This is a genomic window from Yinghuangia sp. YIM S10712 (assembly GCF_051388935.1).
Classification (GTDB): domain Bacteria; phylum Actinomycetota; class Actinomycetes; order Streptomycetales; family Streptomycetaceae; genus Yinghuangia.
On the sequence record NZ_JBPKBI010000002.1, the window covers coordinates 440,162 to 465,476 of the forward strand.

Consider the following 25,315-nt stretch of genomic DNA (forward strand, 5'->3'; position numbering starts at 1 on the left):
GCCGGCTGTCATCGGCTTTGGAGCCTGCGCATCCAGTGCCCGTCGGTGCTCCATCCCAGGAACCGGCGGGTGTTCGCCGGTGCGCTGTCGTCGAGACTGCCCCCGACGAGCACGTGGCGCAGTCCTGCGAGCACAGGGTTCAGCCGACGTACGACGTGGTCCGGTTGGCGCCGCAGTCTGTCCTGCATCGCGGCCATGACGGTGATCTGGTCCTCCAGGCCGCACAGCGCCATGAAGAACACGGCTTGGCGCCACGCGTACGCGGCGTCCTTGATCGTCCCCAACGGGCGCGGGTTGTTGTGGACCTGGCCGACCAGACGGCACACCCCGGCGAACGCCGCCCGCGCGAGGTCGGGCGCGGCACCCGCGTCGATGCCGATCGGGTGCACGAGCGCCGCGAGGTTGTGGGTGGTGAGAATTTGCGCCTGCTCGATGACCATGCCGTTCGCGGCAACCCACGACCCGCCTTTCCGGTCGCCGGCCCGCTCGTGGCAGAGGGCGGCGAACGACGGCGCCGGGGAGGCGCGGTGTCCGCGGGCGGCGGAAACGCCGGGGATGGCGCGTATCGCCGCGTAGTCGATGCCGTAGTAGCGGGCGTACAGCGACCCTTCGAGCACCTCTGCGGCGCCTTGCGCGGCACGCAGGAATTTGTCGGAGAACGTGCCCATGAAGATGTCGGCGGCCAGCTCCTCGGTGAGCGGCACGTCGATTCCCGCCTGCCGCGCGAGCGTGCCGAGCTGCTGAACCATCGGGTTCGGAAGGATCGTCGCCGGAAACGCGTGCAGCGTCAGCTCCGCGGTCTCGACGAGGGCCGCGCGTGCGTGCCCGATCGCGTCGCCGGTCGGCCGGCGATACGGCCGAACGGCCCGCATCCAGGGCAACTCGTCGATCCTCACCTGGTGTTCGAGGTTCAGCAGAAGCAGCGAACGCCGGTTGGCGAAGGCCCGGTACGTCGCGGCGACGAGCGTGCGCAGCGCCTCGTCGTGGTACGCCAACGCCGTCGTCGAGGCCACGAGCTGCGGTACGAGATCGGCCAGCACCTCCGCCGAAGGGATCACGCCCCGCTCGACCAACGTCGCGACCGGCGCGCTCAGCGCCCGGTGGACGACCCGCTGCATCGGTTCGGGAATCGCGGTGCCCGGGGCGACGCCGGGACGCAGCGAGCTCGCCTCGTCCTCGGTCAACGGCGAGACCACCCAGTCGGTCGAGGGCAGTGCGACACCGTCGGGGCTGTTCGCGAGGCGGTCGAGCAGGATTCGGGCCAGCTCGTACCACGTGACGCGGGCCGCGTCCGCCGCCTGGCGTTCGCGCAGCTCGGCGTGCCGTTGCGACCCGGGCAAGCCGCGGCGGGCGACCATCGTGTCCACGGCGTGCTGCAGAAGCCCGCGGCGACGCGGGCTCAACGGCTGTTCCCGGCCGGACCCTTCGAGCACGTCTTCCAGGGCCGACCGGAGAATGGCCGGATTCTCCTTGGGCTTGCGGTGCTTGGTGCACAACGTGTGTGCGGCCGACAAGCGCCGGTAGCGGGCGAGGAGTTCGTGTCCGCGCTCATGCCAGCCGTCGGGCTCGACGCTCGCGACCCTCCCATCCGCGATGGTTTCGAGCCAGTGCTCCAGAAGCTGGTCGGCGAACGGGTTCCACACCGCGAGGGCTTCGTTCATCGCGGCTACGGCGGGCTTCGGCCTGCGGGCACGAAGAGCGGTGCGCACGTCGCCGACGGTTTCGCGGTGCACGACCGAGCCGTCCGGCGTGCGTGCGTCGACAGCCCTGGGAGCGAAGCGGAGGCGGTCGGCGAAGGGCCGGATCTCGTCCAACAGCGCCAGAGCGGCGAGTCGGTCGCCGGCCCGCAGCAGCCACGCGACCGTGAGCAGCGCGGCTTCTTCCGGATGCTCGACCTCGTAGTGGCCGCTGTCGAGCATCCCGTCCAGTTCCGCCAGCCCGGCGTCGGACAGGTAGTGGCGGAAGAGCGACAATCGGTCTGTGGCACGGAGGTTCGCGCGTCGGGCCGTCGCCCGCTCGTCGGCCGTCAGCGGGCCGCCGGCCGCGGCGTCGCCGGTGGCGAAACCACCGCGCACAACCTCGGGCGTCACCCACGCGGGAAGCCCTGCGACCGGGGTGCGGGAACCGACGGTCACCGTTCCGTCGGCCATGTTGGCGAGCACCCGCTGCCAGGTGCGCAGCCGTTCCTCCGCGCGCTTTCGGGTGTCGGCGTCCTCGTGGAGCCGTGCGGTTGTGATGGCCTTGGCCAACTGCCCCGCGGGATAGCCCGTGCCGATGTAAACCTCGTTCTTGTCCATAGCCGGCGTGGCGGGTTCCGCCCCCGCGCCTTCCGGGTCCCGAGCCCGGTGCTCTGCTGCTGAGCCACACGCCGTTGTCGGTCGTGCAAGTTCGACCTGTCGAGTCGGCTGTTCGGAGCCGACTCGCGTTGAGCCGACGTGGCGGGTTCTGCCCCCGCGCCCGCCGGGTGAGAAGCCCGGTGCTCTACTGCTGAGCTACACGCCGTCGTGCCGACGAGGCTACGAGGGCCGGGGAGTTCGCCGCAACGGCATTTCCCGTCGGTGCGGATGGCGGCGGACGCGTCAGCGGCGGAGTGCTTCCAGCCCGAGCAGTGCGACGTGGAGGGACAGGCAACTCTCCACTTGGTCCAGGTCGACGGACAACACGCGCTCGATGCGGTGCAGGCGTTCGTAGAAAGACGGGCGGGACAGATGCGCGGCGTCGGCGGCCGCCGACTTGTTCCGCCCGTGCTCCAGATACACGGCGAGCATCTGTACCAAGTGCGTTCCGTGCTGGGCGTCGTACTCCAGCAGCGGACCCAACTCTCTTTCCACATACGTCTGTAGGCGCGTGTCGTCGCGCAGCAGATGCAGGAGGCCACGCAGGCGGACGTCCGGCAGACGGTAGAACGCCGCGCCGCTTCCTTGGTGCAGGGCCGCGTCGGCGACCTGTGTGGCCTCCAGAAGCGATCGCCGCGCATCGCGGACCGCGCCCACCGACGAGCCGACGGCGATGACGACGTCCGCGGCGAAGTCAGGGGCGAGTTTGCGCAGTGCGGCGGAGAACCCCTGTAGTGCCGCGTCCTCGGCGTCCTGTGGGCCCAAGGCGATCAGCAGGCCCACACTGTCGTCGTCGAGGCCGCCGACCAGCGCGACGAGCCGGCGCTCCCGTACGGCGGCCGCGGCCGTCTCGGTGAAGTCCCGCAGGCGAATCTGCGCTTCGAGGACCGCCGGGGTGACGCCGCGCCGCAGGCGCAGCACCACCCCCACAAGCCTGCGGCCTTCCAGATGCACCCCCAACGCCCGTGCGCGCAGGGTGACTTCGGCGACCGTGTAGGAGTGGGTGAGGATGCCGGACAGCAGGGTCCGGTGAGTCTGCCGTTCCAACGTCTCGCGGTCGCGGACCACGAGCCGGTTGAGTGCCAGGGTCGACGCCGCACGCTCCAGCAGCATGGTCTGCTTCGCCGGGGGAGAGGCCCCGTCGCCGACCAGGACCAGCCGACCCCAGTCGTGGCCGCGCGCGCCGACCATGGTCACCAGCCAACCGGCCCGCTCGTCGTATTCGGTACGTGTGCTCGGGCGGACCTGGCGCGAGCGGTCCTCCCAATGGTCGAGAAGGGTTTCGGCGCGAGTGCCGGCGGCGTCGTAGGCGAGAACCTGGTGGGCGAGGTTCTCCAGGACGACCGGCCGGCCCGACATGCGCGACGCCTGCCGTACGACGTCGCCCGGCTCCGCGCCTTCGACGGCGAGCTCGGTGAATGCCTGGTGGACCGCCTCGGACTCGCGGAGTTCGGCCAACTGCGCGTCGATGACCAGGCTGTGCACGGCCTCGGTGATGCCGACGAAGTGGGTCTCGCGGTGGAGCGTGACCAGCGGGAACCGGGCCTTTTCCGCCGCGTCGACGAGCGGGCGGGGCAGTTCGCCGGTGTACCGGCGGCCGAGTTCGATCACCAGCCCGGCGGCCTCGATGTCGACGAGTTCGCGCACGTACCGCTCCAACCCCGCACTGTCCTCGGGCAGGGCGATCCCGGTGGCGAGGACCAGTTCGCCGCCGCGCAGCAGCCGCGCCGCGTCGGGCAGCTCGCTGATGTGCACCCATCGGACGGGCCTGGCCAGACCGCGTGCGCCCGCGACGACCTGGGGCATTCCGCGACGTACTGCGTCGAGGGCCACGACGTCGGCGACCGAGGGAAACACCCGACAAACCTCCACAACCTGTAAGCACATCGCCCCGCGCGGCTTCCATGGTGACAGCTTCGGCGGCACGTTCGGACCGGAGCAAGCCCCGTCCCGTGCCGGTGCACTCGGCCGACACGGGCGGCCTACCAGGGGACCCGACGACCTGTAAGCCGATCACCCGAAAAGGCGACAGGCTGCGGGGTTGAGTGGCTTCTCGGGGGCGAACAGACTGTCCGGTGCAGCCGTGTTGCCGCGCGTGGCGGCGGGAAGGCCGCCCCGCGTACCACATTTCTCGCCGACGCTTTCCGCGCGGCACGTCATCGGAGGCCTGCCGTGACCAAGCACATCACCCACTGGATCAACGGCGCGTCCTGGACCGGCACCGCCGAGCGGCGAGGCGACATCCACAATCCGGCCACCGGCCAGGTGACCGGAACGGTCGATTTCGCGTCGGCCGCCGAGGTGGACCAGGCGGTCGGCGCGGCCGTCGAGGCGTTCGCTTCGTGGCGCGACGCGTCGCTGGCGAAACGGACGCAGGTGCTGTTCAGGTTCCGCGAACTGCTCGACGCAAACAAGGACGCGCTCGCCGCGACCATCGTCGCCGAACACGGAAAGGTGCACGCCGACGCGCTCGGCGAGGTCACCCGCGGTCAGGAGGTCGTGGAATTCGCCTGCGGTGTACCCCAGTTCCTCAAGGGCGGGTTCTCAGAGCAGGCGTCGACCGGCGTCGACGTCTATTCGATCCGGCAACCGCTCGGGCCCGTCGCGGTCATCTCGCCGTTCAACTTTCCGGCGATGGTCCCGATGTGGTTCTTCCCTCTCGCCATCGCGGCCGGCAACACCGTGGTCCTCAAGCCCAGCGAGAAAGACCCGTCAGCCGCGCAGTTCCTGGCCGAGCTGTGGCAGCAGGCCGGGCTGCCGGACGGCGTGTTCAACGTCGTGCACGGCGACAAGGCCGCAGTCGACCGCATCCTCGAACACCCCGACATCAAGGCCGTGTCCTTCGTCGGCTCCACGCCGATCGCGCGGTACGTCTACGAGAACGGCACCCGCTACGGCAAGCGGGTCCAGGCCCTCGGCGGCGCCAAAAACCACATGCTCGTCCTCCCCGACGCCGACCTCGACCTGGTCGCCGACGCCGCCGTCAACGCCGGCTTCGGTGCCGCCGGAGAACGCTGCATGGCCGTCTCCGCCGTCGTCGCCGTCGAGCCGATCGCCGACGACCTGATCGTCCGCATCAAGGAACGCATGGCCGGTCTGCGCGTCGGCGCCGGCTGCGCGCCGGGGTCGGAGATGGGTCCGCTGATCACGCGGCAGCACGCCGACAAGGTCATCTCGTACGTCGACGCGGGCGTGAAGGAAGGCGCCGACCTCGTGGTCGACGGCCGCCGGCACCCGATCGAGGGCGACGACACCACCGGCGGCTTCTGGCTCGGCCCGACGCTGTTCGACAAGGTCACACCCGAGATGTCCGTCTACACCGACGAGATCTTCGGCCCGGTCCTGTCCATCGTGCGCGTCGCGTCGTACGACGAGGGTCTGGCCCTGATCAACGCCAACCCCTACGGCAACGGCACCGCCATCTTCACCAACGACGGGGGTGCGGCCCGCAAGTTCCAAAACGAGGTCGAGATCGGCATGGTCGGGATCAACGTGCCCATCCCGGTGCCCGTCGCCTACTACTCCTTCGGCGGCTGGAAGAACTCGCTGTTCGGCGACACCCACGCCTACGGCGCCGAAGGCGTCCACTTCTACACCCGCGGCAAGGTCGTCACCCAGCGCTGGCCCGACCCCAACCACGGCGGAATCAATCTCGGATTCCCCACGCACAGCTGAGAGCCGGCCATGCGTCAGCCCGGCTCGACGAGCCGGGCAAGGTTCGCGAGCGCCATGCGCATGCCCGTTTCGTTGTCGGCGGCGGGGATGCCGTCGGGCACGCCCTCGTGGACGAAGAGCACGTCCGTGCCGCCGCCGGCCGGCGTCAGCGTGGTCGTCATGGTCATGCGACCGCGCAAGGCAGGGTCCGACGTCTCGAACTCCAAGACCTCGACGACCTGCTCGTCCGGGACGAGCTTCATGAACCGGCCGAAATAAGTGTCCGTATGCGCCGTCGACTTCCCGGCGGCGTCCGGCGCCTCGTACGTCAGCGAGATGCGGAACGAGCCGCCTTCGCGCGCATCGAACGTGTGAACGTGTCCGCGCATGCCGTCGGGTGCGCGCCACCGTACGAGCGTCTCCCCGTCGACCAGCGCTCCATAGACGACCGGCGGAGGGGCGTCGATGTGTCGGGAGACACGTGTCGTGTACACCCGTTCAGCGTAGTGCGGACGGCCGGTCACGGCCCGGCGGCGAGCCCCGCGACACGCTTCTCGCCGCCGCCCACAGGACCAGGACGCACAGGGACCAGCTCGCGAGGACGTCGCCGAGCCAGTGGTAGCCGCACCACAGCAAGGCGAACCCGATGAGGACACACAGCAAAGAAGTCCCCGCGTACACCCGTCGGCGCGCGGGCGCGGAAAGCACCGTGCCGAGCAGCAGCGCTGACGCGCCGAAGCACACGGCCGACGTGGCGGTATGGCCGGACGGGAAGAAACCCCAGTCGCCGGACGGGACCGCCCGGCCGTCCGGACCCGGGCGGGCGATGAGAATCTTCCCGGTGATCACAGCGAGCGAGACGACGGCGACCGAGACCGCCGCGGTGGCGGCCAGGCGGACGCGCGTACCGCGTCCGGACGTGCGCCAGGCCGCGGCCACATACCCGGCGGCCAAGGCGATACCGCCCGGAATCGGACCACCCAGGTCCGCGAGCACATGCATGACCCCGTCCAGGCGGTCCGGCCCGGACCCGGAGGCGAGGTCGCCGACGCCGTCGCGGACCGCCTCGTCGACCGCGATCATCGGCCCGGCACCGAGCGCGGCCTGGACGGTCAGCACCACCAGAAGGACGCCGAGCGCGACCGGCGGCAACAGTGCGTACACAGACCACCGCCCCGGGACGGGGGGCGTTGTCCCGGGGCGGGCGCCGGCTTGCTCAAGGCCGGCGTCGGGTCGGCCGGAGCCCGGGCTGGGGGGTGTGCCGGGTCCGGCATCTGGGGTTCGTGCGTGCATCTCACTGAAACATACGTGCCGCAGTCCTGGTGTTGTTCCCGGATCCCCGCGTGGACACAAAGCCTGCACACCTTCTCCACGCGGCCCCGGTCTCGCGGGCCTTCCGGTGCACGCGGTCGCCGAGGGGCCGGCAAGCGACCCGAAAACCGCACTGTATGCCCGGGCTTGCCCATGAAACGCCCCCTGGCCACCGCTCGAACAAGTGCGCACTCTGGATTGTGCGCCGCGCGCGATGTACGGTGTCAGCCCCGGATGTGAGCGGCGTCACAGCACGGGAATCCGGCCTCGGACCACACGGGGCCGGGCCGACGAGGGGCAGTCAGGCGGATGGACAGCCTGGATTTGTGTGACGTGACGTCAGCGCACTGCCGTCCGACCCCAGCCCGCCGTCGGTCCGCAAAGGTAGGGTTCCAAGGTGGTTGAAGAGTCCGGCTACCCGTCACACCGAGTGCCGATGATTCCGGCACCGGCTGCCCCTGCGCGCGTTCGCCGTTTCACCACCGCGTTCGCCGACCCCCGCACCCCGTCCCGAGGCAGGCGCGCCGCGGGAACCCGCGGCATCGGCGTGGTGATCACAAGCGATCGCCAGCTCCGCGTCGTCCGGACCGCCCGGCCACGCGGCCTGCGTCTCGACGGCGAGGTGGACCTCGCCAACGTCGAGATCGTCCGTCAATCCCTCCGCGCGGTCGCCGAGGACGGCGCCGAGGTGACCCTCGACGTCGCCGACCTCGCCTTCATCGACGTCGCGGGGCTCCGTGTCGTCATCGAGGGAGCCGCCGAACTTGCGCAATGCGGCGGGCACCTCCTGCTGGTCGGCGCCTCCCGGCAGTTGCTGCGCGTCCTGCGGCTGTGCGGCTGGGACACCGCCGCCGGCCTGCGGATCGGAGAACCCGGCCCAAACTGACCCCGCCTCCGCGACGCTGTCAGGCCACCCGCCGGACGGCCCGCTCAAGGACGTCCAGCCCCTCGACCAGCAAATGCTCCGGAATCACCAGCGGCGGCAGGAAGCGCAGCACATTGCCGTATGTGCCCGCGGTCAGGACGAGCAGGCCTTCCGCGTGACACGCCTTCGCGACCGCCGCGGCGATCTCCGGAGCGGCGTCCTTGGACCCCGGCCTGACCAACTCGATCGCGATCATCGCGCCGCGCCCGCGGACCTCGCCGATCGCCGGATACTCGCGCGCGAGTGCGGACAACCGCGCCTTCATCACCATGCCGATGCGCCGCGCGGCGGCATTGAGATCCAACGCGCGCATCGTCTCGATCGCGCCCAACGCGGCGGCGCAGGCGACCGGGTTGCCGCCGTACGTGCCGCCGAGACCGCCCACATGCGCGGCGTCCATGATCTCCGCCCTGCCGGTCACCGCGGCGAGCGGCAGGCCGCCCGCGATGCCCTTGGCCGTGGTGACCAGATCAGGCACGATGCCCTCGTCTTCGCACGCGAACCACTGCCCCGTGCGGCAGAAACCGGTCTGGATCTCGTCCGCGACGAACACGATCCCCTGCTCGCGGCAGAACTCAGCGATCCGCGGCAGGAACCCCTTCGCCGGCTCGATGAACCCGCCCTCGCCCAGAATCGGTTCGATCACCAACGCCGCCACATTGTGCGCGCCGATCTGCGTCACGATCACGTCGGTGGCCTCCGCCGCCGCCTCCCGGGCACAATTCGCGGCACCGCCGGGCCAACGGAACGGATACGCGAAAGGCACCCGATAGACCTCCGGCGCGAACGGACCGAACGACTCCTTGTAGGGCATGTTCTTCGCAGTCAGCGCCATCGTCAGATTCGTGCGACCGTGATAACCGTGGTCGAACACCACGACCGCCGACCGCCGCGTGGAAGCCCGCGCGATCTTGACCGCGTTCTCCACCGCCTCCGCCCCCGAGTTGAACAGCGCGCTGCGCTTCTCGTGGGCGCCCGGAGTCAGCCGGTTCAGCTCCTCGCAGACCGCCACATACGAGTCGTACGGCGTCACCATGAAGCAGGTGTGCGTGAAGCGCTCCAACTGCTCGCGTGCCCGCCGCACCACGGACTCCGCGCTGTTGCCCACCCCGGTGACCGCGATGCCGGAGCCGAAATCGATCAGCGCATTTCCGTCGACGTCCTCCACGATCCCACCGCCGGCCCGCGCCACGAAGACCGGCAGAGTCGTCCCGACCCCGCGCGCCACGGCCTTCCCCCGGCGCTCCGCCAACGCGACGGACTTCGGACCGGGAATCGCGGTGACGAGTCGGCGCTCCTGCGGAAGCGACGGCCCACCGGGTTGCGCAGCGCCCATGAAGGTCTCCTTGCCCGCGGCTCATGACGGTGTGTTCGCAGGCTAGATACCCCCGCCGACCACCTGCCTCCGCCACACCGGGAACCGCGCACGGCTCTCTCGCACCTGTGTCGCAATACGGAATGATCATCACGGTTCAGCAGCGGTCCACTACATTGAGTGCGTTTCCTCTGGGCGGGAATCGACGCGGCGGTGACGGGATGGACGTGGAACGCAGACGGGGTGCCGACGGCCGCAACACGGCCGCGTCGACGACCGGAGCCGAAGGGCCGCAGTGGTGGCGCGACCCCGAGCTCGAAGAGCCGGTGTTCGGCACGCCCGGCACGGCGCCCACGGGCCCCCGCCCCGGCGTGCCCCACCCCACCAAGCCGGTCGGCGCCCCGAAGACCGGCTTCGACCTGCGCAGTTGGGTCTTCGCTCCGCGCTTCCGCGAGGCACCCGGCATCTTCGCGTATGGCCGAGACGAAGCCGAACTGCGCCTGGCCGCCACCGACGCCCGCGCCCGACGCAAGCCCGACGCCGTACTGGTCCGTCGTGCGCTGCTGTGGCTGGTGCTTGCGCTGGTCGCGTTCCGCTGGTTCGTCCTGGCATTCGTGTGGGTCGGTACCAGCGATCTCCTGAAACCTGCGTGGCCTGTTCTCGCGTCGCTGTTCTGGCTGTTCTACTTCGGATTCTTCGGCTACCTCGGCCGATGGCACGAACTGGTGCTGCCCTACATCGCCCCCGCGCTGGAGCGCCTCGACCGCCGCGCCGAAGCCAACGGACGCCCGGGCAACGACCAGTGGCAGCGCGCCGGTGTCGCCCTGGCCGTCGGCGTCGTCGCCTGGGTGATGCTGCAACGGCCTTTCGTTTGGCTGCTGTTGGAAGTCTTCCCGGACAGCCGGCACCAGCTCCACGAGCTCCAGTCGGTCATCCGCATCGTCTACAACGGCGCCTTCGTCGCAGCCGCGGCGTACTGGGGCCGATGGGTGGATGTGCTGCGGCCGTACTTCGTCGCCGCTCGCCCGGCGTCGCAGCAGGCCGAAGAGGGCGCGGATCCGGTCGACGACGATCTGTGGCCGGAACTCCGGGACGTGGGTCTCGCCGAGGCTGCCGATCGGCTCGACGAGGAAGCCGCACTCGGTCGTGTCGGCGACGTCGACTACCTGCGTCTGCGCCGCGTTTTGGAAGCCGGCGACGGCGACCGCGAATACCTGGCCGATGTCGCCCACGAGGTCGCCGAACTCGGTGCCGGCGCCTGCACGCACGGCTCGGGGGCGCGCGACGTCCGTCCCCGGCGGTCCGTGCACGACCTCATGCTCGGCCAGGTGAAGGTCGGGCGTGCGACCGACAGCGGCCGCAACAGTGCGCCACTGCGCGCGGTCGACTTCGCGCTCGACCCCGACGTGCTGGGGACCTCCATGGTCGTCGTGGGCCCGTCCGCCGCCGGGGAGGCCGAGGCGCTCTTGGGCCCGGTGATCGAGTCGCTGAGCCTGTCGGCGCTCGCGGGCGCCGCATCCGTGGTCGTGCTTGACGCGAAGGGCGGCACATTCGCGCGGTCGGGAGCGTACGACATCGAGATCGTCCTCGGCGATCCCGAATCACCATGGGGCATCGACCCGTACGGCGCCGCCCGGGGGGCCGAGGAGGCCGCCGACCGTCTGGCCACCGCCGCGCTCGGAGGTGACGACGAGGACGCCCGATTGCGCGACGGGGCCAGGACCGCGTTGCACCACGCCATCTCCGCTCACCTCGCGGCATACGGGCAGCATCCGGCGATGGCCGCCCTGCTCGACTTGCTGGACGGCCACCCGGAAACCATCGAGGCGCTGCGCGAAGCCCTCGCGAGTGTCGGCCGCGACGCCGAATTCGAGCGCGCGCTGCGCACATTGGCGCGGGCCGACGAGGCAGCCCGCCTGTTGGTCCAGCGCCTGTCGGTGCTCGAACGCCCTGGTATCGCCGCGCTGTTCGACGCCGGTCGGGAGCGGTTCGCGATGCGCCACATCGACCGCCCGGTGCGCGTACGGGTGGCGCTCAACGAAGCGCTCCACCCCGACGCGGCCAGGATCGTCGGCCGCCTGCTCGTCGGACAGTTCGTGCAGGCCGCCGCCGCACGCGATCCCCAAGCCGCCGAACGCGGTGTCTTCGCCTGTCTCGTCGCCGACAACGCGGGTGCGTACGTCGACGAATACGCCGCGCAGGGCCTCGCCTGGACGCGCGGGCGCAATGCCGGCCTCCTGCTCGCGGTGCGCTCGATGGACGATTTCGCCCCGCGCCTGCGCGCCGCGGTGTTCGGCGCGGTCGGCGGCAAAGCGGTCATCCCGGGGGCGGGCCCGCGCGACGCCGAGGCATTCGCCGAGCACTGGGGCAAGACCCTGGTCGAGGAGCGCTCGGTGACGCGCGGCGCGCCCGAAGGCGGCCTGGTGCGCAAGGCGCGCTTCGCGGTCATGGGCGCGCTCTTCGGAGAGAAGGCCGCAGGCGGGTCGGAGAGTGTGACCGTGCGCAGCGTCGAACGGTTCAGGTGGTCCCCGTCCGAGATTGCGGGCGAGCTGCACGCCCGCCACGTGCTGTGCAGCCTGACCAACCGCGAGGGCGAGCGCACGGGCCCGGTCCTGGTCGAGCTGGACGGCCGGGCGTAACGGCTCCTTCCGCAGCCCCTCGCGGTGGCGTGCGGCCGAACGGGTGACAGGGGATGACCTCGGCGGGTCGCGGGTACCTACCGGCCAGAAAAACCGGCTGGTAGCGGGCGGAATCCACCCGAGCGGGCCGGGTACGTGTCGGGGACCCGTATGCGAGGAGGAGACCACGCCATGGCCCTTGTCACCGAACGCGAAGCCCGCAAGGTTGCGGAAGAGGCCCGAGAAAGCGAATGGCGCAAGCCCAGCTTCGCCAAGGAACTGTTCCTGGGCCGGTTCCGATTGGACCTGATCAACCCGTACCCGCGACCAAGTGCGGATGACGTCGCACGTGGCGAGGAGTTCCTCGCGACCCTGCGACGGTTCCTGGAGACGAACGTCGACCCGACCGTCATCGAGCGCGACGCGCGGATCCCCGACGAGGTCGTCCACGGGCTGCGCGACCTCGGTGCGCTCGGCATGAAGATCGATCCGGAGTACGGCGGCCTCGGCCTCAGCCAGTACTACTACAACAAGGCCCTCATGCTGGTCGGCTCGATCAGCCCGGCGCTCGGTGCCCTGCTGTCCGCCCACCAGTCGATCGGCGTTCCCCAGCCGGTCAAGTTGTTCGGTACGCCGGAGCAGAAGCGCGAGTTCCTGCCCCGGGCGGCACGCGGCATCACGGCCTTCCTGCTGACCGAACCCGACGTGGGAAGCGACCCCGCGCGCCTGGCGACGACTGCGGTGCCCACCGACGACGGAGAGGCGTATCTGCTCGACGGCGTCAAGCTGTGGACCACGAACGGCGTGGTCGCCGACCTCGTCGTGGTCATGGCCCGGGTGCCCAGGACCGCGGACAACAAGGGCGGCATCACCGCGTTCGTCGTCGAGGCGGATTCGCCCGGCATCACCGTGGAGCACCGCAACGCCTTCATGGGCCTGCGCGGGATCGAGAACGGCGTCACCCGCTTCCACCAGGTGCGGGTGCCCGCCGCGAACCGCATCGGCACGGAGGGGGCGGGGCTCAAGATCGCCCTCACCACGCTCAACACCGGGCGGCTGTCCCTGCCCGCGATGTGCGCGGGCCACGCGAAGTGGTCGCTGCGGGTGGCCCGCGAGTGGTCCGCGGAGCGCGAGCAGTGGGGGCTGCCGATCGCGGAACACGAGGCCATCGCCGGGAAGATCGGCTTCATCGCCGCGACCGCGTTCGCCCTGGAGGCGGTGCTCGACCTCGCCGGCCTGATGGCCGACGAGGACCGCCGCGACATCCGCATCGAGGCCGCCCTCGCGAAGCTGTACGGCTCGGAGATGGGCTGGCGGGTCGCCGACGAGCTTGTGCAGATTCGCGGCGGACGCGGCTACGAGACCGCCGCCTCCCTCGCCGCTCGCGGCGAACGCGGCATCCCGGCCGAGCAGATGCTGCGCGACACGCGCATCAACCGCATCTTCGAAGGCTCGACCGAGATCATGCACCTGCTGATCGCCCGCGAAGCAGTCGACGCCCACCTTGCGGTCGCCGGCGACATCATCGATCCCGACGCGACGATGAGCCAGAAGCGCAAGGCGGCCGTCGACGCGGGCGGCTTCTACGCCAAGTGGCTGCCGAAGCTGGTCGCGGGTGCGGGCCACGTGCCCACGTCCTACAAGGAGTTCGGGGAGCTGGCGGGGCACCTGCGCTATGTGGAGCGCGCGTCGCGCAAGCTGGCGCGCTCCACGTTCTACGGGATGGCCCGCTGGCAGGGCCGCATGGAGCGCAAGCAGGGATTCCTGGGCAGGGTCGTCGACATCGGCGCCGAACTGTTCGCGATGAGCGCGTCGTGCATGCGGGCCGAGCAGATGCGGCAGCGCGACCCCGAGCAGGGAGCATCGGCGTACGCGCTGGCGGACCTGTTCTGCCGTCAGGCGCGGGTGCGCTGCGACGAGCTCTTCGGGCGCCTGTGGACCAACACCGACTCGCTCGACATGAAGATCACCCAGCAGGTCGCCGCCGGCCGGCACCGCTGGTTGGAGGACGGCGTGCTCGACCCGTCCACGCCGGGCGCCTGGATCGCCGCGGCCGACCCCGGGCCGACCAAGGTCGAGAACGTGCACCGCAAGGTGACCTGACCGGAGAAACCGGGGTACGCCCGGTGCGGGAGTCGGTCTGTCGCGTTTGCGCGCCGGTGTACGCCACCGGCCCGCTGACGCGGCGGGATTCCCGCCCGGGCGTGCAACGGGAGGATCCACCCGACCGCCACAATGGTCGAATGGACTCCCTGGCAGACCCGTACGCCCCGTTCTCCGACCCCGACGGCAGCCCCGCGCGGCGCGACATCGTGCTGCTCGGCTCGACCGGGTCGATCGGCACCCAGACCATCGACGTCGTCAAGGCGAATCCGGATCTCTTCCGCATCGTGGGGCTCTCGGCGGGCGGAGGACGTGTCGACGTGCTCGCGGCGCAAGCGCTCGAACTGGGTGTCGAGGTCGTCGCGGTCGCGCAGGCGACGGCCGCGCAGGATCTGCAACTCGCTTTCTACGCGGAGGCCAAGCGCCGCGGCTACGCCACCGGCGCCTACCAGGTGCCGCGCATTCTGGCCGGGCCCGACGCCGCGACCGAGCTCGCCGCGCATCCGTGCGATGTCGTCGTCAACGGCATCACCGGGTCGATCGGCCTCGCGCCCACGCTGGCCGCGCTCAAGGCCGGCGCCACCCTCGCGCTGGCCAACAAGGAGTCCTTGATCGTCGGTGGCCCGCTGGTCAAGGCGGTTGCCCGGCCCGGGCAGATCGTGCCGGTCGACTCCGAGCACTCGGCGCTGTTCCAGTGCCTGCGCGGGGGTCGTGCCGACCAGGTCCGCAAGCTCGTCGTGACGGCGAGCGGGGGCCCGTTCCGCGGGCGGTCGCGCGCGGAGCTCGGCGATGTGACACCGGCTCAGGCCATGGCCCACCCGACCTGGGACATGGGCCCGGTCATCACGATCAACTCGGCGACGCTGGTCAACAAGGGGCTGGAGGTCATCGAGGCGCATCTGCTCTACGACGTCCCGTTCGAGCGGATCGAGGTCGTGGTGCACCCGCAGTCGATCGTGCACTCGATGGTCGAGTTCGTCGACGGTTCGACACTGGCCCAGGCCGGTCCGCCCAACATGCGCCTGCCGATCGCGCTCGCACTCGGCTGGCCCGACCGGGTGCCGGACGCCGCCCCGGCGCTCGACTGGACGCAGACGCAGAGCTGGGAGTTCTTCCCGCTCGACAACGATGCGTTCCCGGCCGTCCGGCTCGCGTGCGAGGCCGGGGCGACCGGCGGCACCGCCCCTGCGGTGTTCAACGCGGCCAACGAGGAATGCGTGGCCGCCTTCGCGGCCGGGGACCTGCCCTTCCTCGGCATCGTCGATACTGTCGCGCGGGTGCTCGGCGAGCACGACGTGCGCGGAAGCGCAGGGCAAGGCCTCACACTGGAGGACGTCCTCGATGCCGAACTGTGGGCCCGCCACCGTGCCCGCGAACTTGTCGCCGACGCCCTGGGAGTAGCCCGATGACGCTGGTCATGACCGTGCTCGGCATCGTCGTGTTCGTGGTCGGCCTGCTGTTCTCGATCGCGTGGCACGAAGCCGGGCACCTTGCCATGGGCAAGCTCTTCGGCGTGCGCGTCCCGCAGTACATGGTCGGTTTCGGCAAGACACTGTGGTCGAAGAAGATCGGCGAGACGGAGTACGGCCTCAAGGCGGTCCCCGCAGGTGGCTACTGCCGGCTCATCGGCATGTTCCCGCCCGACGAGGACGGCAAGCTCAAGGCCAAGAGCACCTCGCCGTGGCGGACCATGATCGAGGAGGCCCGTGAGGCCTCGTACGAAGAGGTCGTGCCGGGCGACGAGACGCGGCTGTTCTACACCCGCAAGCCGTGGCAGAAGTTCCTGATCATGCTGGCCGGTCCCACGATGAACCTCATCCTGGGCGTCGCGATCCTGGCCGGCGTGTGGATGACGTACGGCGTCATGGAGCCCGGGACCAAGGTCGCCGTCGTCACCGAGTGCGTCGTGCCCGCGAGCGAGGCCGACCGCACGTGCCAGCCGGGCGACAAGCCCGCGCCGGCGAAGGAGGCGGGCCTGCGGGTGGGCGACCGGATCGTGGCGTTCAACGGTGTCCCGGTCACCTCCTACGACGACCTGCGGCCGCTCATCCGGGAGAGCAGCGGCCAGGCGACCGTCGTCGTCGAGCGCGACGGACAGCGGCTGACGCTGACCCCGACGATCGCGCAGAACGAGATGGCCAAGCTCGACGAGAACGGCCTGGCGATAGACGGCGAGTACGTCCGGACCGGGTTCCTCGGCTTCAGCCCCCTCAACGAGCAGCACACGCTCGGTGTCGGCGGGGTCGTCGACGAACTCGGCTTCTACATGGACAAGTCCATCGAGGGCCTGATGCGCATCCCGGAGAAGGTCCCCGCGCTGTTCGGCGCGACCTTCCAGGGCGAGGAGCGCGAGAAGGACTCGCCCGTCGGCATGGTGGGCGCGGCACGCATCGGCGGCGAGGTCATGTCCGCCGACCTGCCGGTCGAGTCGCGGCTGATCTTCTTCGTGCAGTTGCTCGCGATGGTCAACATCGGCTTGTTCCTGTTCAACATGCTGCCGCTGCTGCCACTCGACGGCGGTCACATGGTGGGCGCGCTGTGGGAGTCCCTGAGGCGCCGCGTCGCACGGTTGTTCCGGCGGCCGGATCCGGGGCCGTTCGACGTCGCGAAGCTCATGCCCGTGGCGTACGCGGTGGCGGTGGTCTTCATCGGCTTCACGGTGCTCGTGCTCATCGCCGACGTGGTCAACCCTGTCAAGGTGACATAGCCGCACCGTGTGTGCCGGAACTGCAACAGAATCGCTGTGCGGGGGGCGCGTCCGCCTGGCAGCGGACGGTGTGCCGTAGCGTTGGTGATCGGCTTCCCTCCCGTCCGAACGCCATCGGCACGGGGCTCCGCGCAACCTTCGTCCGACCTACACGGGACTGAATCAGCTATGACCGCGATCACTCTCGGAATGCCTTCCCTGCCGAATCGGCCGATCGCTGCGCGCCGCCGGTCGCGGCAGATCATGGTCGGCAACGTACCGGTGGGCGGCGACGCCCCCGTCTCCGTGCAGTCGATGACCACCACCCTCACCTCGGACGTCAACGCCACCCTTCAGCAGATCGCCGAGCTGACCGCCGCCGGTTGCCAGATCGTCCGCGTCGCCGTGCCCTCGCAGGACGACGCCGACGCACTCCCCGCGATCGCCCGGAAGTCCAAGATCCCGGTGATCGCGGACATCCACTTCCAGCCCAAGTACGTCTTCGCCGCGATCGACGCAGGCTGCGCCGCGGTGCGCGTCAACCCAGGGAACATCAAGGCGTTCGACGACAAGGTGGGCGAGATCGCCAAGGCCGCGTCGGCGGCCGGGACGCCCATCCGGATCGGTGTCAACGCCGGTTCACTCGACAAGCGCCTGCTCGCCAAGCACGGCCGCGCCACGCCTGAGGCGCTGGTGGAATCCGCGCTGTGGGAGTGCTCGCTGTTCGAGGAGCACGGTTTCCGGGACATCAAGATCTCCGTCAAGCACAACGACCCGGTCGTGATGATCGAGGCGTACCGGCAGCTCGCCGAGCGCTGCGACTACCCGCTGCACCTGGGGGTCACCGAGGCGGGGCCCGCCTTCCAGGGCACCATCAAGTCCGCCGTCGCCTTCGGTGCGCTGCTCTCACAGGGCATCGGCGACACCATCAGGGTGTCCCTGTCCGCGCCGCCCGTCGAAGAGGTGAAGGTCGGCACGCAGATCCTCGAGTCCCTCGGTCTGCGCGAGCGTGGCCTGGAGATCGTCTCGTGCCCGTCGTGCGGGCGCGCCCAGGTCGACGTCTACAAGCTCGCCGACCAGGTCACCGCCGGCCTCGACGGCCTCAAGGTGCCGCTGCGCGTCGCGGTCATGGGCTGCGTCGTCAACGGCCCGGGCGAGGCCCGCGAGGCGGACCTCGGCGTCGCGTCCGGCAACGGCAAGGGCCAGATCTTCGTCAAGGGCCAGGTCATCAAGACCGTCAAGGAATCGCAGATCGTCGAGACGCTCATCGAGGAAGCCCTGGCCCTCGCCGAGCAAATGCAGAAGGACGGCGTGATCTCCGGCGACCCGGTCGTCGAGGTCAACTGACGCCCCCGCACCGGTCCGCCGAACGGCCCCGCCCGCGCATCCGGGCGGGGCCGCGGCATGTCCGCCCGCCTCCGCCCGCCGTCACCCGTTCGGGCGAAAAGCCCAACCCGGTTGAGTGACTTTCCGTAGGTGTTCCGCCTCAAATCGTTACGGACAGCAAATCATCGACGGGAGGCGACGCGCACCGCGTCCGCAGAAGGGGGCTGCTGTGCGGCGCATGACGACCCGGTGGATCGCGACCGTGGCCGCGATGTTCGCCGCGGCGGCCGGGCCGGTGGTCGCCGGGCCCAGCGTCGGTGCCTCGGCCACCCCGCAACAGGTCCGCGTCTCACCGGGGATCGGGTGGGGCGGCTGCCCCGACGATCTGCCGCGCATCCTGCGCTGCGGCACGCTCGACGTCCCACTCGACCACGCCGCGCCCGAGGGCCCGACCACCACGCTCGGCGTCGCGCTCGCCCAGGCGACCGGCACCAAACGCGGCACCATCCTGGTCAACCCCGGAGGCCCGGGCGGCGGGGGCATGTGGCTGGCCGCCGCAGTCCAGCGTGCTCTTCCGGCCGACCTACGGGCGAGTTACGACATCGTGGGCGTCGATCCGCGCGGCAACGGCCACAGTTCGCCGATCCAGTGCGTCGACACGGCGACCTTCGACAAGGCGCCCAAGCCCGATCCGGTGCCCCGCACCGAGGCCGACAAGCAGGTGCTGCTGGCGCGTGCCCGGGCCTACGCGGAGGGCTGTGCGGCGCGTGCGGGGGAGATGCTGCCGCACATGGGGACGGTCGCCAACGCCCGCGACCTCGAAGCGGTCCGCGTCGCGCTCGGCGAACCGAAGATCAGCTTCATCGGCTGGTCGTACGGCACGTACCTCGGCGCGGTCTACGGCCACCTGTATCCGCAGCGGGTCGACCGCATGATCCTGGACAGCATCGTCGATCCTCGTCCCGAAGGCATCTGGTACGGCGTCAACCTCGGGCAGAACATCGCCTTCCAGGCGCGCTGGCGAGACTTCACGGACTGGGCGGCACGCCATCACGCCATTGTGGGGCTCGGACCGACCCCGCAGGACGTGCAGTCTGCCGCGGACCGCGTCCTGGCAGGCGTCCGGGCCGCCCCGGCCGAGGGGCTGATCGGTCCGGCCGAGGTCTACGACATGTTCATCGGCGCCCTCTACGACGACAGCGGGTGGCCGGGGTTGGGGCGTGCCCTGCGCACGTACCTCGACGGCGACCCGACGCGCCTGGTGGACCTGTACGAGCCCCCGGACGCCGCCGCGGCGAACTCGACGGCGGTCTACTCCGCGGTCGAGTGTGTGGACGGACCCTGGCCGCGCGACTGGGCCGTCTGGGACCGCGACGCCGAGGCGCTGCACCGGACCCACCCGATCCTCACGTGGTCGAATACGTGGCTCAACGCGCCGTGCCGGTTCTGGCCGGTCGCGCCGCACGAGCAGATCCGTGTGGACGGGCACGGGCTGCCGGGCGTGCTGCTGATCCAGGCCACCCGCGACGCCGCGACGCCGTTGGCCGGCGCGTTGTCCATGCGGCAGGCACTGTCGACCTCGCGGCTGGTCACCGTGACGGGCGAGGGCAATCACGGAGTCCTCGTCTTCAACGCGACCCCCTGTGTCGAGGACTTCGCGCATGCCTATCTGCGCGACGGGACGCTGCCCGCCACCGACCGGGTCTGTGCCGCCGGCGGCGAGCCGAAACCGGAGGAGGGGAGCGCCGGTTGACGAGTCATCAGCGGACGGGACGGCTGTCCGCCGAGGAGCCGCCGGCGGTCGCGGCGCCGGTCCGTCGCCGGTCGCGGCACATGGTGGCGAGGCCGTGCGGCGGACAGGGCGGCAGACGGAGCGGAGGGGTGGCATGACGCGCCTGCACAGAAGAGCACGTGCGTTGTTCGCGGCCTCGGCCGTCGCATTGGTCACCGGATCCCTGACCGCGGCGACCGGCCCGGCAGCCGAGCCCGCAGCCGGCTCTTCGGGCCATGCGCCGTACTCCGCCGCAGCCTCGGCCACCGTCACGGGCACCGCACCGACCGCGGTGCACGTGCAGTGGGGGGAATGCCCGCCCGGAACGTTCGACAACGAGCGCTGTGGCACGATCCGGGCGCCGCTGGACCACGACCGGCCCGGCGACACGCGGAGCGTCACCATCGGGGTCTCGCGGTCCGCGGCGACCGGGTCGGCCGAGGAGCGCCAGGGCGTCCTCGTCGTCAACTTCGGCGGTCCCGGAGCCGCCGCCGTCGGGGCCGCGGCGGCGTTCGCACAGGCGTTGCCGGAAGACGTGCGGCGGGCGTACGACATCATCGGCTTCGACCTGCGCGGGCGCGGCACGAGCAGCCGTCTCGACTGCCTGGACATGGCCACATTCGCCAAGGCACCGAAACCGGACACGGCGCTCACCACCCTGGCGGGCCAACGCGCGATCAGTGAGGCGGCCCGCGTGTTCGCCGAGGGCTGCGAAGCGGACGCTCCGGAGATGCTTCCGTACCTGACGACACGACAGATCGCCGGCGACCTCGACCTGGTCCGTGCGGCGTTCGGCGAGGAGAAGATCAACTACCTCGGTTACTCGTACGGCACCTACCTCGGGGCGGTGTACGCACAGTTCCACCCCGACCGGGTGCGGCGCATGGTGCTGGACAGCATCGTCGACCCGACCCGGGTCTGGTACCAGGCCGGTCTCGATCAGGCACACGCATTCTGGCTGCGCTGGCACGACTGGGCGGACTGGGCCGCGCGACACGACGCCGTCTACGGGCTCGGCGACTCTCGCGAGGCGGTGCTCATGGCCTGGAACGACATGCGCGAATCCGCGGCCGCCGCTCCGGTCGACGGCGAGTTCGGCGGCACCGAGTTCGACGTGGTGACGATCATGAGCCTCTACTCGGATCGTGCGTGGCCGCGGTTCACCGCCGCGCTGTCGGCCTACCAGGGCACCGGCGACGCGACGGAGCTGCGCGAGCTGAAGGGGACGTCCACGATCGAGCACGAGAACACCGACTCGGTGTTCCACGCCGTCACTTGCGCCGATGCGCCCGCGCCCGACAACCTCGCGGTCTTCGTCGCCGACACCGTGCGTCTGAAGGCCGAGTACGGCTACCTCGGGGCGAACATCGCCGCTGCGGGACCCTGCCTGCATTTGCAGAGCAACACCCGGTCGCCGGTCAGGATCGGCGGCCGGGACCTGCCTGCCATGCTGTTGATCCAGTCCGAGAAGGACCCGGCCACCCCGTATGCGGGCGCGCTCCACTTGCGCGAACGGATGCCGTCCGCGAGGTTGCTGACCGTCGAAGGCAGTGGCAACCACGGCCAGTTCGTCGGTGGCGGACAATGCGTCGACACCGCGGCCGCCGCGTACCTGACACGCGGGGAGCTCCCCGGTACCGATACGACCTGTCCCGGTCTTCCGCCGCCGGAGCCGACGCCGCCGAGCGCGGCGTCGGAGGAGGTCCGAGGCGTCCCGCACCCGGCCTTGGACGGGCTCACCGGCCGGGGCCGCGGCTGACCCGCTCGCCAGCGCCTGCGACGGGCGCGCCGGGGAGTGAGCCGTGGTCGTCCAGCGCCGGGGGCGTCGCAGCGCGTACGCCGGAGGCTCCGTACTCTGGTGGGGTGATCCGCGGGATGGCAGGGTGAGGTCCGTGCTGAGCTCGGTTTCCTCAAAGGTGCTCGACGGGGCCGACCTGCCCGCGATTATGGACGTGCTGGGCCGCGACCCCGTCACCAATGTCTTCGTCGCGTCACGGGTGCACCTGGCGGGTGCCGACCCGTGGCGCCTGGGCGGGGAGTTGTGGGGTTACTACGAGAGCGGGCGGCTCGCGTCCCTGTGCTATGCCGGGGCCAATCTGGTGCCCGTGGAGGCCGGGCCGGAGGCGATACGGTCGTTCGCCGACCGTGCCCGGCGGCAGGGGCGGCGGTGTTCGTCGATCGTGGGGCCGGCCGAGGCGGCCGCGAATCTGTGGGGCCTGCTGGAACCGGTCTGGGGGCCGGCCCGGGATGTCCGGCCCGTGCAGCCGCTGATGGTCGCGACCGAGAGCTCCCGAACGGTCGCGCCGGACCCGCGGGTGCGGCGCGTGCGGCACGACGAGATAGACATCGCGATGCCGGCGTGCGTGGCGATGTTCACCGAGGAGGTCGGCGTCAGTCCCCTGGCCGGCGACGGAGGCGCGCTGTACCGCGCCCGTGTGGCCGAACTCATCCACGCAGGCCGGGCGTTCGCCCGCATCGAGGACGGGCGCGTGGTGTTCAAGGCGGAGATCGGCGCGGTGACGCCGCACGCCTGCCAGATCCAGGGGGTCTGGGTCGCTCCGGACCGGCGCGGCGAAGGCCTGTCGGAGATCGGCATGGCCGCGGTTCTGGACTTCGCGCTGCGCGAGGTCGCGCCGGTCGTGAGCCTGTACGTGAACAGCTACAACACCCCCGCGCGCGCCGCGTACCGCCGGGTCGGCTTCGCCGAGACGGGCGCGTTCATGAGCGTCCTGTTCTGACCGCGCGATAGCGTTCCCCGCCATGGAATGGACGTGCCGACTGATCGACCTCGCGCACTTCGCGGTCGAGACGGTCGAGGTGCAGGCCCGCGCGTTCGGGCTCACCGAGGATGAGAAGGCGGTCCGCCGCCGCATAGTGCAGAGGCACGCCCAGTTTCCGGGACTGCGCGCTCTCGGGGCGTTCGGGCCGGACGACCGTCTTGTCGGGTTCGGATACGGCTATCCGAACCTGAAGGACCAGTGGTGGAGCCTGGTCATCGAGCCGTACCTCGCGCGCACCGGCCACGCGGACTGGCTCGACGACGCCTTCGTGGTCGGCGAGTTGCACGTGTTGCCCGAGTGGCAGGGGCACGGCATCGGGCGCACGTTGCTGAGTCTGCTGTGCCACGGTCAGGACCGCGCGCGGATCCTGCTGTCGGCCGTCGACGAGGACACCCCCGCCCGGCGGTTGTACTACGGCGTCGGTTTCGTCGACCTGGCAGCACCGGTCCTGTTCCCCGGCAACGTGCGTCCCTACTGCGTGATGGGCGCGGAACTGCCGCTACTGGTGGACTGACACAGGCCGTCGGTCCGTCAGGCGAGCCATTCGGCGACCGACAGAAGGTCTTCGCCGGCGGGGTCACCCACCGAGACGCACCACAGGCCCAGGGCGAGTGCCTGGACGAGTGCCCAGCCGCGTACCCGGTCGGTGTCGAGGTCGAGGGCGTCGGACAGCCACGTCACCCGGCGCCGGACCACGGCCTGGGGACGGGTCTCCGCGACCAGGGTGGCCAGCCGGTCGCGGACCAGCGCGCCCAGGTCGAAGGCCGGTTCGCCGAGCATCGGCCGAGGGTCGATCGCCAGCCACTTGGCCCGTTCGGCGGCCAGGATGTTGCCGTGGTGGCAGTCGGCGTGCAGCGCGACGATCCGGGGCTGTGACGCGGCGAGTTCCGCGCAGAGGTGCACCGCCTCGTCGACCAGCGCCTTCGGGCACGGTTCGCCCAGCGCGGCATGCCTGCGCGGCATCGTCCGGGTCCAGAGGCCGGCGCGGTCCGCGACCAGGTCGATTCCGCAGTCTTCCGGCGGGGTGATCCACAAATGCCGCAGTACCTCGACGGCTTCCAGCATCGCCCGGTCCTCGGGCAGCGAGCGCAGCGAGACGTCGGGCTGCAAACGCTCCAACAGCAGGGTGCCGCGCGACACGTCGGAGTCGAGGAGGCGGACGGCGCCGCGGCCCGCCCACATCGCCAGCGCCTCGGCCTCGTGCGCCGTGTAGCGGTCCACGAAACCCAATTTGAGCGTTGCCGGGGTGCCGTCCTCCCGACGCACCAACAGCGTCAGGCTCAACGCCCCGCCGGGCAGCACCGTGCGTTCGAGGCGCAGGTTCCAACGGGCCAGATACTCCGCGGCGACGTCCGGCAGCGCGGCCAACCACGGGCGTGCGGCTTCTTCCCCGCACCAGCGGACCGCCGTGCGGACCAATCTGTCGGGCACCGTCACCGGCGACGTCACGACGGCCGGCCCGGGTCCGCCGCAGCTCCGGCGGGCACCGCCGGCCCGGAAGCCGTCGAGCCCGTTTGCCCCGTTTGCTCCGGCAGCCCGGGGAAGGCGACGGTCGACCCGCGCCAGGCCACCCCGGCGAGGGCGGCCTCGCGCAGCCACCTCGCGGCGGTTTTACGCCGCTCGCCCTCCGCGCTCGCGACCACGTCGGCCAGATGCGCGGCCACGCCTTCTTCGAGGTGCGCGGCCAAGCGCGCGGCGTCGCCGCCGGTGCCCACGGCGAACGGCAGGCCGTACGCCGGAGCGGAAGCTCGCGGACGGCCGCCCTGCCCGACGATCAACTGCTCCACCTCGTCACGGCGCGCGCGGTGCGCGTCGTACGCAGTGCGGGCCCGGTCCCGCGCGGTGCCGTCCGACCGGGCTCCGACCACGCCGTAGCCGTAGACGGCCGCGTGTTCGGCGTCCAGCAGTGCCTGGAGCGCCTGTACGAGCGGGCTTTCCGCGCCCGGGGAGCCACTGGCCGGGGGCATGGTCACGACGCACTCCCGAGTTGATTCGCGTGCACGTACTGACAGGCCGAGATCGACGCCAGAAGGCGGGCGACCTCGGGGCTCGCGGCCGATACGTCGTCCAGGCGGCCGTCCGAACCCTGCTGTTCGCGGGCGGCCAGATCCGCGAGTGCGGCCTGCGGGTCCGGCGGGACGGGCTCGCCCGGCGGCGCTGCCGGCGGTGTCCGGGAGCCGCCGAGGGCCGTCAGGTGCCGGTTGATCTCGTCCGAATAGGGCCGCAGGCGCGTGGCCAGGGCCGGGTGGGCGGCGGCGACGGCGTCGTAGCGGTCCAGCAGGGCGCTCGCGGCGCTCGTCGCGCGGGAGCGGATGTCGTCGTCCGCTTTGCGCTGTTCGGGGCTGGGTCCGGCATTGTCATCCGAGGTACAGGCCGTCGCTGTGGCGCCGACGGCGACGAGTGCGCCGAGGCCGGCAAGAACGGTCCTGCGCGTCGGCCCCGCGTCGCGCATTGCTTCGACTCCCGCTGATTGTTTGCACCCGATATCCC

General features: G+C 70.9%; 19 protein-coding genes and 2 tRNA genes. 11 read left to right on the forward strand and 10 right to left on the reverse strand.

The window, feature by feature from the left end; translation table 11 throughout:
• Positions 1-8: 8 nt before the first annotated feature.
• The 4 genes from ACRX5W_RS07390 to ACRX5W_RS07405 all read right to left on the reverse strand — a co-directional run bounded on the left by ACRX5W_RS07390 (position 9) and on the right by ACRX5W_RS07405 (position 4,193).
• Positions 9-2,297 (reverse strand): hypothetical protein, encoded by a 2,289-nt coding sequence (locus ACRX5W_RS07390; protein ID WP_436787130.1) that lies wholly within the window; start codon positions 2,295-2,297, stop codon positions 9-11.
• A gap of 2 nt (positions 2,298-2,299) precedes the next feature.
• A tRNA-Pro gene (locus ACRX5W_RS07395) sits at positions 2,300-2,371 on the reverse strand.
• Between the two features lie 59 nt (positions 2,372-2,430).
• A tRNA-Arg gene (locus ACRX5W_RS07400) sits at positions 2,431-2,502 on the reverse strand.
• 77 nt (positions 2,503-2,579) lie between these two features.
• On the reverse strand, positions 2,580-4,193 hold the full coding sequence (locus tag ACRX5W_RS07405; RefSeq protein WP_436787131.1) for a PucR family transcriptional regulator: 1,614 nt from the start codon (positions 4,191-4,193) through the stop codon (positions 2,580-2,582).
• A gap of 315 nt (positions 4,194-4,508) precedes the next feature.
• Between ACRX5W_RS07405 and ACRX5W_RS07410 the strand changes: the two genes are divergently transcribed.
• Positions 4,509-6,011 (forward strand): CoA-acylating methylmalonate-semialdehyde dehydrogenase, encoded by a 1,503-nt coding sequence (locus ACRX5W_RS07410; RefSeq protein ID WP_436787132.1) that lies wholly within the window; start codon positions 4,509-4,511, stop codon positions 6,009-6,011.
• 14 nt (positions 6,012-6,025) lie between these two features.
• On the opposite strand, the gene ACRX5W_RS07415 is transcribed toward ACRX5W_RS07410, so the two are convergent.
• Positions 6,026-6,484, reverse strand: coding sequence for an SRPBCC family protein (locus tag ACRX5W_RS07415; protein WP_436787133.1), 459 nt, complete (start codon positions 6,482-6,484; stop codon positions 6,026-6,028).
• A gap of 4 nt (positions 6,485-6,488) precedes the next feature.
• Positions 6,489-7,154 carry a phosphatase PAP2 family protein gene (locus tag ACRX5W_RS07420; RefSeq protein WP_436787134.1) on the reverse strand — a complete coding sequence of 222 codons (666 nt, stop codon included), beginning with the start codon at positions 7,152-7,154 and terminating at the stop codon, positions 6,489-6,491.
• 697 nt (positions 7,155-7,851) lie between these two features.
• Between ACRX5W_RS07420 and ACRX5W_RS07425 the strand changes: the two genes are divergently transcribed.
• On the forward strand, positions 7,852-8,187 hold the full coding sequence (locus ACRX5W_RS07425) for an STAS domain-containing protein (protein WP_436787135.1): 336 nt from the start codon (positions 7,852-7,854) through the stop codon (positions 8,185-8,187).
• Positions 8,188-8,206: 19 nt separating this feature from the next.
• Here ACRX5W_RS07425 and gabT read toward each other — a convergent pair whose 3' ends face one another.
• Positions 8,207-9,562 carry a 4-aminobutyrate--2-oxoglutarate transaminase gene (gene gabT / locus ACRX5W_RS07430; protein WP_436787136.1) on the reverse strand — a complete coding sequence of 452 codons (1,356 nt, stop codon included), beginning with the start codon at positions 9,560-9,562 and terminating at the stop codon, positions 8,207-8,209.
• A 206-nt stretch (positions 9,563-9,768) separates the two neighbouring features.
• Between gabT and ACRX5W_RS07435 the strand changes: the two genes are divergently transcribed.
• The 9 genes from ACRX5W_RS07435 to ACRX5W_RS07475 all read left to right on the forward strand — a co-directional run bounded on the left by ACRX5W_RS07435 (position 9,769) and on the right by ACRX5W_RS07475 (position 23,339).
• Positions 9,769-12,180 (forward strand): hypothetical protein, encoded by a 2,412-nt coding sequence (locus ACRX5W_RS07435; protein WP_436787137.1) that lies wholly within the window; start codon positions 9,769-9,771, stop codon positions 12,178-12,180.
• A 171-nt stretch (positions 12,181-12,351) separates the two neighbouring features.
• Positions 12,352-14,262 (forward strand): acyl-CoA dehydrogenase family protein, encoded by a 1,911-nt coding sequence (locus ACRX5W_RS07440; protein ID WP_436787138.1) that lies wholly within the window; start codon positions 12,352-12,354, stop codon positions 14,260-14,262.
• Positions 14,263-14,402: 140 nt separating this feature from the next.
• Positions 14,403-15,671: a 1-deoxy-D-xylulose-5-phosphate reductoisomerase gene (gene dxr / locus ACRX5W_RS07445; protein WP_436787139.1), complete on the forward strand. Its 1,269-nt coding sequence runs from the start codon at positions 14,403-14,405 to the stop codon at positions 15,669-15,671.
• A complete protein-coding gene (locus ACRX5W_RS07450) occupies positions 15,668-16,969 on the forward strand; it encodes a M50 family metallopeptidase (protein WP_436787140.1) in 1,302 nt (433 codons plus the stop codon). Before dxr ends, ACRX5W_RS07450 begins: the two co-directional genes overlap by 4 nt.
• A gap of 168 nt (positions 16,970-17,137) precedes the next feature.
• The gene (ispG, locus tag ACRX5W_RS07455; RefSeq protein WP_436787141.1) at positions 17,138-18,295 is read left to right on the forward strand and encodes a flavodoxin-dependent (E)-4-hydroxy-3-methylbut-2-enyl-diphosphate synthase; all 1,158 of its coding nucleotides are present in this window, start codon (positions 17,138-17,140) and stop codon (positions 18,293-18,295) included.
• Positions 18,296-18,512: 217 nt separating this feature from the next.
• A complete protein-coding gene (locus ACRX5W_RS07460) occupies positions 18,513-20,027 on the forward strand; it encodes an alpha/beta hydrolase (protein WP_436787142.1) in 1,515 nt (504 codons plus the stop codon).
• A gap of 133 nt (positions 20,028-20,160) precedes the next feature.
• Complete coding sequence (locus ACRX5W_RS07465; RefSeq protein ID WP_436787143.1) at positions 20,161-21,804, forward strand: alpha/beta hydrolase; 1,644 nt, start codon at positions 20,161-20,163, stop codon at positions 21,802-21,804.
• A 187-nt stretch (positions 21,805-21,991) separates the two neighbouring features.
• Complete coding sequence (locus ACRX5W_RS07470; RefSeq protein ID WP_436787512.1) at positions 21,992-22,783, forward strand: GNAT family N-acetyltransferase; 792 nt, start codon at positions 21,992-21,994, stop codon at positions 22,781-22,783.
• Between the two features lie 22 nt (positions 22,784-22,805).
• Positions 22,806-23,339, forward strand: coding sequence for a GNAT family N-acetyltransferase (locus ACRX5W_RS07475; RefSeq protein ID WP_436787144.1), 534 nt, complete (start codon positions 22,806-22,808; stop codon positions 23,337-23,339).
• 17 nt (positions 23,340-23,356) lie between these two features.
• Here ACRX5W_RS07475 and ACRX5W_RS07480 read toward each other — a convergent pair whose 3' ends face one another.
• The 3 genes from ACRX5W_RS07480 to ACRX5W_RS07490 are packed head-to-tail and all read right to left on the reverse strand — an operon-like array spanning position 23,357 to position 25,277.
• The gene (locus tag ACRX5W_RS07480; RefSeq protein WP_436787145.1) at positions 23,357-24,256 is read right to left on the reverse strand and encodes an aminoglycoside phosphotransferase family protein; all 900 of its coding nucleotides are present in this window, start codon (positions 24,254-24,256) and stop codon (positions 23,357-23,359) included.
• Between the two features lie 14 nt (positions 24,257-24,270).
• On the reverse strand, positions 24,271-24,792 hold the full coding sequence (locus tag ACRX5W_RS07485) for a ferritin-like domain-containing protein (protein WP_436787513.1): 522 nt from the start codon (positions 24,790-24,792) through the stop codon (positions 24,271-24,273).
• Positions 24,793-24,794: 2 nt separating this feature from the next.
• Positions 24,795-25,277, reverse strand: coding sequence for a hypothetical protein (locus ACRX5W_RS07490; protein WP_436787146.1), 483 nt, complete (start codon positions 25,275-25,277; stop codon positions 24,795-24,797).
• Positions 25,278-25,315 lie beyond the last annotated feature (38 nt).